The 7,942-nt window shown below is 69.7% G+C and carries 8 protein-coding genes; 7 read left to right on the plus strand and 1 reads right to left on the minus strand.

The window, feature by feature from the left end; translation table 11 throughout:
- From AB1609_11325 to AB1609_11350, 6 genes are all read left to right on the plus strand, one after another.
- Positions 1 to 643: adenylate/guanylate cyclase domain-containing protein (locus AB1609_11325; protein ID MEW6047055.1), on the plus strand; the 643-nt coding region annotated here is incomplete at its 5' end.
- Positions 644 to 717: 74 nt separating this feature from the next.
- Positions 718 to 1,440, plus strand: coding sequence for a hypothetical protein (locus AB1609_11330; protein MEW6047056.1), 723 nt, complete (start codon positions 718 to 720; stop codon positions 1,438 to 1,440).
- Positions 1,400 to 2,803, plus strand: a complete 1,404-nt coding sequence (locus tag AB1609_11335; protein MEW6047057.1) for a FecR family protein — start codon at positions 1,400 to 1,402, stop codon at positions 2,801 to 2,803. The genes AB1609_11330 and AB1609_11335 overlap by 41 nt, the downstream gene beginning before the upstream one ends.
- Positions 2,803 to 3,486, plus strand: a complete 684-nt coding sequence (locus AB1609_11340) for a Crp/Fnr family transcriptional regulator (protein ID MEW6047058.1) — start codon at positions 2,803 to 2,805, stop codon at positions 3,484 to 3,486. The genes AB1609_11335 and AB1609_11340 overlap by 1 nt, the downstream gene beginning before the upstream one ends.
- A gap of 130 nt (positions 3,487 to 3,616) precedes the next feature.
- Complete coding sequence (locus AB1609_11345; protein MEW6047059.1) at positions 3,617 to 4,438, plus strand: ABC transporter ATP-binding protein; 822 nt, start codon at positions 3,617 to 3,619, stop codon at positions 4,436 to 4,438.
- Positions 4,435 to 6,345, plus strand: a complete 1,911-nt coding sequence (locus AB1609_11350; protein ID MEW6047060.1) for a hypothetical protein — start codon at positions 4,435 to 4,437, stop codon at positions 6,343 to 6,345. Before AB1609_11345 ends, AB1609_11350 begins: the two co-directional genes overlap by 4 nt.
- A 223-nt stretch (positions 6,346 to 6,568) precedes the next feature.
- Here the strand turns inward: AB1609_11350 and AB1609_11355 are convergent, their stop codons facing one another.
- The gene (locus AB1609_11355) at positions 6,569 to 6,877 is read right to left on the minus strand and encodes a ferredoxin family protein (GenBank protein MEW6047061.1); all 309 of its coding nucleotides are present in this window, start codon (positions 6,875 to 6,877) and stop codon (positions 6,569 to 6,571) included.
- Positions 6,878 to 7,243: 366 nt separating this feature from the next.
- Here AB1609_11355 and AB1609_11360 point away from each other — a divergent pair.
- Positions 7,244 to 7,942, plus strand: a 699-nt coding sequence (locus AB1609_11360) for a DEAD/DEAH box helicase (GenBank protein ID MEW6047062.1), incomplete at its 3' end; no start/stop codon positions are given.

The raw sequence follows: 7,942 nt of genomic DNA on the forward strand, positions 1-7,942 counted from the left end.
CGACGAACTTCTGAAGGCCCCGGCGGTGCCTCATCCCGGAGGCCAGCGGCGGGATGTCACCGTCCTCATGGCCGACCTGTGCGCATTCACGGCGCTGGCAGAGCAGCAGCCTCCGGAGGCTGTGCTGGAGACACTCAACGCCTACCTCGAAGCCCTGGCCGGCCCCGTGCTGGAGGCGGGGGGGACGCTGGACAAGTACCTGGGCGACGGTGTGATGGCCATCTTCGGCGCCCCGCTGGGCGACCCCAACCACGCCCGTAAGGCCCTTGTGTGCGCGCGGGAGATGTGGCGCCGGGTGGAGGCGCTCAACCGCGCCCGCCGTGCCCGGGGCCTGCCGGTGCTCGATGTGCGGGCGGGTGTGCACTCGGGAGAGGCGGTCCTGGGCAACATCGGCACCCCGCAGCGGATGGACTACACCGCAATCGGCGACGCGGTCAACGTTTGCAGCCGGCTCCAGACCGAAGCGGCGCCCGGCGAGATTCTCGTGACACGGCAGGCACTGCAGGCGGCCGGCGGGCTCTTTCCCGGGCCGGCCGAGGTGGTGGGGCCCGAACCGGTTGCCATCCGCGGCCGGCGCGACCGTGTCGAAGCCTTTCGTGTGCGGCCCTCGGCCCTTTCCGATCGGGATTTGCGCGTTGTGTGAAAGGTGTCATGGAACGCCTCTCCCCCAGGGGCCGACAATGGGAACCGAGGGAACGCCTGGAAGGGGGAGGCCTCATGAGACCGAGCCGAGCTTGGGCACTTGGAGTCGTGGTGGGGGCGCTGGCGGTTGCCGTGCTGGCCGGCGCACCGGCGCAGGCATCCGGGTTTATCGAGTGGAACCCCCAGACGGGGTTCTACTGGACGGAGACGCCTCAGCCCGGCGCCACGCTGCGCCTCGTTGGCGGCGGCGAGGGCTACCTGGAGACCCTGTTCCAGGTGCTGAGGAGGATCCCGCTCGAGGAACAGCGGCAGCTCGCTCAGCAGTTGCAATCGCAGGCGCCTTCTGACCAGGGAGCCGCGGTGGTGGAGGCGCCGAGAGCCGTCGAACTGATGGGCGCGCAGGTGGCGGAGCAGGTCCGGACGCGGCTTGAGATCGAGCGGCGGTCAAGAAGCGGGGACGACGATGCCGATGAGGATCTCGGCGGGGTCGACGACGGCGAGGAGGAGATGCACGAGCAGTCTCAGGACGGGGACAAGACCCAGACCGAACTGAAGGAGCGTCACGAGGAGCGCACCGGCCAGACCATCGGGTCGCAGCCGAGCCAGAGCGGGTCCGACGACGACAGCCACGACGAGAGCATCGAGAGCAGCGACGACAACAGCGCCAGCGATAGTGACAACGAAACCATCCAAAACGCCGATGACGGCGACGACCACGAGGACTCGGCCGAGAATCAGGGCGACGATGGTGACGATCATGACCGCGACAGTGGCCGCGAGGGCGGCCGCGACCGCTGAGGGGTGGCGCCCGGCCCGCCCCGGCCCCGGTGCTGCTGCCGACCGCCCCTGCCCCGGGAGGCCAGACCGGGCCAAAAGCGAGGCCGGCAGTCAAAGCCAGCGGCAAAAGCACGGGCCGCTGGCTCGAAGGCGGGAGACATGCCTCTCCCGCCTCTCGCCGTTTCTCGTCGCACTGGCGATGACAGCCGTGGTCGTCGCGCCGGACGAAGGGGGCGCGCGAGGGGGAGCCGCAGGTTCGGCGGCCGCCCGGCCGGCGGCCGTCAGGGCCGTGCGTGTGCATGGCGATGTGAGGTGGCGGCCCGACGGCGATCCGGTGTGGCGGATGCTTCAGGCCGGGGTGGGACTCGCCCCCGGGGACTGGGTCCGCACAGGGAGCGCGAGCTTCGCCGAGCTGGTCTATCTGGACGAGGCAGCCCGCATTCTGGTCGAGGGGGACACCCTCCTGCAGGTTGGCGGCGGCTACCGCAGCCTGGCGCAGGTGGCAGCGGTGCGGGGGGACCTTCCGGGATACCGGGCGGCCCTGCTGCGGGCCGGCAGTATCTGGGCGCAGGTGGTGTCCGGGCTGAGCCGGCTGTGGCGGTTCGAGGTGACGACGCCGACGGCCGTGGCAGGGGTCAGAGGGACGGTGTTCCGCCTGCAGGTCGGGCCGCGAGGCGAAACCCGCCTTTACGTGAAGGAAGGCGTGGTGGAACTCAGGAGCGCCCGGACGCGTTGGATGGTGTCGGCGGGGGAAGCCGCCGGGGAGGATGGGCGCAGGCTTGAGGAGTTCATGCGGGAGTCGGAGGGTGGCGCTCCGAAGGACTGGGACGAGCCGGAAGACGCGGACGAACTGGTTCGCCTATCCGACGCGCAGCGCCTGGCCTGGCTCGAACGCCTCAAGGGCGCCTTTGAGGATGACCTTCTGGAGGACGACGGGCTGAGGGCCAAACTCCTCGAGCAGGCGCTGGCGGCAGAAGACTCGCAGCGTTCGGGGCTCGTTGCCTGGCTGCGGGAGCTGGAGGCCCGGGCGAGGTCCGGCAAGGCCGCCGAGGAAGGGGAGCCCGGCGAAGTCAACGGGGACGACGGTGGCGAGGCGGGCGGCTCGGGCACCGCTGAATCCTCGTCAGGGGGCGATGAGGACCAGGGCGGTGACGGCTCGGGTAGCGAGTACGGCGCGTACGGCGACGCGGGCAGCGGCGAGGAGGGCGGCGGCTCGGTCGACGACGGGGGCTCGTTCGATGACGGTGGCTCGATCGACGACGGCGGCTCGTTCGACGGCCACGACGAGCAACACGATCCAGGCGACGCAGACCGGTCGCCATCGCCGGCAGGCCCGGACTCCCATGCTGCCCTGTTGAGCGCTGGCGAGGGGGGACCGGCGTGATGCCCGCGAGCGGAGTGGCAAGTTCTCCCCTGGGCGCGCTGGGCCGTTCCCCGGTGCTCGGTGCTCTCCCGGTTGCGGCCCTGCGCGAGCTTTCCGCCACGATGCGCCCGGTCCAGCTGCAGCCGGGCCAGATTCTCTTCGTGCAGGGAGACCGCGGCGATTCGGTCTTTGTCGTCGAAAGCGGCCGGCTCCGGGTCTTCCGCACATCCCCCGGCGGTAAGGAACGGACTCTGGCGTACCTGCGGGCCGGTGAGGTTCTGGGGGAGATGGCGGTTCTGGGCCACCTGCCGCGGTCGGCGTCGGTTCAGGCCGTGGACCCCAGCCGGCTGTGGCGCCTCGACGGGCACGTTCTCCTGAGGCTGCTCGCATCTGAACCCGGCGCAGCGCTTGGCATTGTACAACTCCTCGCCCGGCGGCTGGCGGACGCCGACCGCCAGCTCGAGGAGACCTCCGGGCGGGTGGCCGAACGCCTGGCGCCCGTGCTGCGCCGGTTGGCCGCGCAGGCGTCGTCACGAGGTGAGCCGGGCAGCGTCCGGAAGGTGCGGATCACCCAGCAAGAGCTGGCGGAGATGGTGAGCGCCACCCGCGAGTCGGTCAACAGGGGACTGGCCCGCCTCCAGGCGCTGGGCGTGGTGGTGCGCCGAAGCCGCGGCTGCCTCTGGGTCGTGCCTGACCGCCTCTAGGGCTACCCCGCTCTTGAGGCGCCCGCCCGACGCGCTGCAGGAGGCAGCGGCCGGAAGCGCCGGGAAGCGGCGGCGGGGGAGGGCGTCCGGTAGGCCAGGCAGAATATCCATGACGAAGGGGGGCTCTCCTGTGCCGACGCCGGCCGCCGGGCGCCTGCATGCCGACGACGGTATGCTGACCATCTCCGGGCTCGTGAAAACGTACGCTCGGGCAAACGTCCGTGCCGTCGATCACCTGGACCTGCGCGTGGGCCGCGGGGAGATCTACGGGTTTCTCGGCCCCAACGGCGCGGGGAAGACCACCACCATCAAGGTAATCGTGGGCATTCTTCGCCCCGACGAGGGGACGGTGACGGTGGACGGGCAGCCCGCCGTGCCATCCACGCCGGATGTGCGGCGGCGCATCGGCTACGTGCCGGACACCCCCGAACTCTGGCCCCGCCTGCGGGGTCTCGAGTACCTGTCATTTCTGGCCGACGTCTACCAGATCCCGCCCGCCGAACGCGCCGATCGGGCATGGCCGCTCGTCGAGGCGCTGGATCTGGTCGAGGCCATCGAGGATCCCATCGCCAGCTACTCCCACGGCATGCGCCAGAAGCTGGCCCTGGTGGGGGCGCTCATGGTCCGGCCGGCGCTTCTGGTGCTGGATGAACCGCTGGTGGGCCTCGACCCGCGTTCTGCCTACGTCATGAAGGAACTGCTGCGAGAGCACACCCGGCTCGGCGGCGCCGTGTTCTTTTCCACCCACATCCTCGACGTCGCCGAACGCCTCTGCGACCGGGTCGGCATCATCCACAAGGGGCGGCTCGTCGCGAGCGGCACCCTGGACGAGATGCGGGCGCTTCACTCCCGTGGCCACGAAACGCTGGAGCAGATCTTCCTGGAGGTCACCCAGGCCCGGCTCCCGGTGAACGGCGCCGAGGGCGCGCCGGAAGGGCGGGGCCGGAGATGAGCGACGTGGAAGCGGTCAACGCCGGCTCCGTGGTGGCGATGCCGGGGCGGGCCCGGCGGCGGCTCGAACGCAGGCGGCCCCCGTGGATGGCGGCGCTGGCGGTGACGCTGGCAGGACACTTCTCGTTGAGGGGAAGCCTCACCCGGTCGATGTCCGGGGTGCGCAGCCCCATCGGGCGGTTGGCGGTGGGCGCCCTCGTCGTGTTCGGACTCGGGACATGGGAAGTCTCGGCCTTCTACTTCCTGCGGTTCTTCCACTTTGCCATGGTGCTGGCGGGCCAGCCGTATGCCATCCCGCTTTTGATGCTCGTGGCAACGCAGCTTCTGGTGCTGATCGCGGGCACGGCGTTTGCCATCTCCGCGCTGTTCTTCTCGAAGGACGTGCCGAGGCTGATGCCCCTGCCGCTGCGGCCCGGCGAAATCATGGCGGTCAGGTTCACGACGCTGTATGCCGACGTACTGCTGCTGTCGCTCCTTTTCGTCCCGCCGGCACTGGCTGCGGCGGCCTCCCGGCCGCCCGATCCGGCGACGCTGCAGGGCGCAGCATCCCTGTTCGAAGCGCCGGTGAGGCTGAGCGCCGACTGGACCTACTGGCTCTCCGGGGTGTGGCTGACGCTGGCCATGCCGGCGGCTCCCCTTGCGGTGGCCACCCTGGTCGCCGTCGGCGTTGGTCGCACCGCAGCGGTCAGCCGTTATCGGGACGCTCTGTACATCCTGGGCGGGCTCTTCGGGCTGGCCGTGGCGCTGGGCTACCAGTACGTCAATTTGAAGTTCATGCCGCACCTGTCGGATCCGGCGCAGGTGGCGGATCTTCTCGCCCGGCCCAATGCCGCGGTGCTCCAGTGGACGCGCCTCTACCCGCCGGCTCGCTGGGCGGTCGAGGCGCTGATGGGCCCGAGCGCGGCGGAGGCGCTCGGCCCCGGGATGGCCGGCCCCGGCGCCCTGGTAGCCGGTGCAGCGGGTGTCGTTTCGGGGACAGTTCTGGCCCGGCTGGGCCGGCTTGGGGCGTTCACGCTCTTCTCGCTCGTGGTCATGGTGCCAGCGTTCTGGGCGGCGCAGCGCTGGTACCTTTACGGGGTCCAGGCGGGGCTGGAGGAGCCGGTGCGGCGACGCCGTGCCGCAGCGGCCCGTTGCGCGGAGGCCGCCTTGAGGGGAACGCTGGGCGGCCGCGCGCGGACCGCAGTGGGGGCGCTGGCGGCGCGGGAGTGGAAGCTCCTGTGGCGGACGCCGGCTTTCATGCTGCCGGCGGTGATGAACACCCTGGTGCCGCCGCTGCTCCTCCTCATGATGGCGGTGCTGTCGCCTGCTGAACTGGGGCCGCTCCCGTCCCTGCTGCGCCCGGAGTGGCTGGCGGCAGGCATCGCGGGCATCTCCATCTTCATGGCGGGAGCGGGGCAGGTGGCCTCGACGTCGGTCTCCCGGGAGGGTGGCGGCTTTGAGCTGATGGCCGCCCTGCCGGCCGGGCCGGCGCAGCAGGTTGTGGCGCGCCTTCTCGTTGCGGCGCCCTTTGCAGCCCTGTCGGTCGTGCTGGTGACGGTGGCGGGGTGGTGGGTCTTCCAGCCACCGCTCGGGGCGCTCGCGCTGGGGGCGGCTGGCGGGCTTCTCGGCTGCTGGCCGGCACTGGCCGGAGGGCTCTGGATCGACCTGCTGCGCCCCAACACCCGGTGGGACCACCCGCAGCAGGCCATGAAGGGCAACATCAACAGCCTGTGGAGCGTCCTCGTAGCCATCGGGCTGGTGCTCGCGGCCGGGGGTGCCGGGTTTGCGGTGATGCGCCTCGGCGGCAGCTTCGGCTGGGCGCTGGCCATCGGGGCGGCCGTGCTCGCGGTGTTGGGTGCCCTGCTGACGTGGCTGTCGCTGAAGACCGCGGCCGTCGTGCTGGCCAACGCAGGGGAACTGGGCGGGTAAAATGGCATGGCCCGTGGAGCGTTCAGCCACGCATGTTACCGGTGAACCAGTGACCCAACGGCTCGCGCCGGTTCACGACACCTGGCTCATCTCGCCGGCGGGGCTTCATGAGAGCAGAAAACCATGCTGCCTCCCGGATGCTCCTCGCTGGCCGATGCCGCCTGTTGACGCTTCGGGGCGCTTCCGGGAGGCAGACGACGCCTTCAGGTTAAAGCCCTGAAGATCACTCCTTGCGGCCCGGTGAGCCCCACTTGGCCTCGAACTCTTCGGCCGAGAGCTTGTACCAGTCCGCGTTCTTCTCGGTGAAGGACTTCCACTTGTCGGGCACTTCGTCCTCGGGGAAGATGGCCTCGACAGGGCAGGCCGGCTCGCAGGCGCCGCAGTCGATGCACTCGTCCGGGTTGATGTAGAGCTGCTGCACCTCGGCGTACTGTCCCTCGGACTTGCCGGGGTGGATGCAGTCGACCGGACAGACCTCGACGCACGCGGTGTCCTTGGTGTCGATGCAGGGTTCGGCGATCACAAACGCCATCGACGATCTCTCCTCCCGTCGCTACGACATTATAGCCCGTCGGTCTTGCGCTGGGGGCGCCTGGGCGCGCCAATACTCGACCCTTGCCCCCGGCTGGCCGTAGCATTCCACGGAGAGCCGGCAAGATCCTTGGTCTCGACGGCGAACTAAAAAGGGCACCGAGTCAGGCTCCAAATGACGCCGTACTGGCGACACCTGTGCAGCACGGTAAGAGCAGGCCGAGAACCGTGCAGCCCGGTCGGCTGTGGCGAAACCATGCGGGAGGTAGGGTTTTGCAAAAGGTTGACCGTGGTTTCAGGGCGTGCCTGTTACAATCCCTGAAAAGGGGTTGACCCCTAGGAAACGGATGAGGCGGGGGGTCGAGCGGTGTCAGAGAGGCCGAACTACACGCCGGATGAGACCGGATTCAGGGCGTTTTTCAAGGATGCAACGGGGCATGAGCATTTCCCGTATCAGTGGCGCCTGGCTTCCTCGGAACCCTTTCCGTCTCTCCTGGACGCTCCGACAGGTGCCGGCAAGACCGCAGCGGCGGTCCTGGCCTGGGTCTGGCGCCGGCGTTTCGCCGCGGACTCGATACGGACTCGGACACCGCGCCGGTTGATCTACTGCCTACCGATGCGGGTGCTGGTCGAGCAGACGTACCGCAACGCCAAGCAATGGCTCAAGAACTTAGATCTATGGGCGGAAAAGCCGGGCGACAGCCGCCCCGCCGCGGGCGGCGGGTCCCGGATCGCGGTCAGCCTGCTCATGGGCGGCGAGGAGCCAGAGGACTGGGACTCCTACCCGGAGCGGGACGCGATCCTTATCGGCACCCAGGACATGTTGCTATCCCGGGCGCTGAACCGCGGCTACGGAATGAGCCGCTATCGCTGGCCCGTCCCGTTTGCCCTGCTGAATAACGACTGCCTCTGGGTGATGGACGAGGTCCAGCTCATGGGGGCGGGACTGCCCACGACCGCTCAGTTGCAGGCTTTTCGGTCTGCCGAGTCGGGATTCGGCACCTATGCCCCGGCGCATTCGCTCTGGATGTCGGCTACGCTGAAAACCGATGCGCTGGCGACGGTG

The sequence above is a fragment of the Bacillota bacterium genome, assembly GCA_040754675.1.
Classification (GTDB): domain Bacteria; phylum Bacillota; class Limnochordia; order Limnochordales; family Geochordaceae; genus Geochorda.

Excerpts from the sequence above, each read along its gene's own strand:
- AB1609_11330 (MEW6047056.1), top strand. The coding sequence starts at position 718 with ATGAGACCGAGCCGAGCTTGGGCACTTGGAGTCGTGGTGGGGGCGCTG.
- AB1609_11335 (MEW6047057.1), top strand. The coding sequence starts at position 1,400 with ATGACCGCGACAGTGGCCGCGAGGGCGGCCGCGACCGCTGAGGGGTGG.
- AB1609_11340 (MEW6047058.1), top strand. The coding sequence starts at position 2,803 with ATGCCCGCGAGCGGAGTGGCAAGTTCTCCCCTGGGCGCGCTGGGCCGT.
- AB1609_11350 (MEW6047060.1), top strand. The coding sequence starts at position 4,435 with ATGAGCGACGTGGAAGCGGTCAACGCCGGCTCCGTGGTGGCGATGCCG.
- AB1609_11355 (MEW6047061.1), bottom strand. The coding sequence starts at position 6,877 with ATGGCGTTTGTGATCGCCGAACCCTGCATCGACACCAAGGACACCGCG.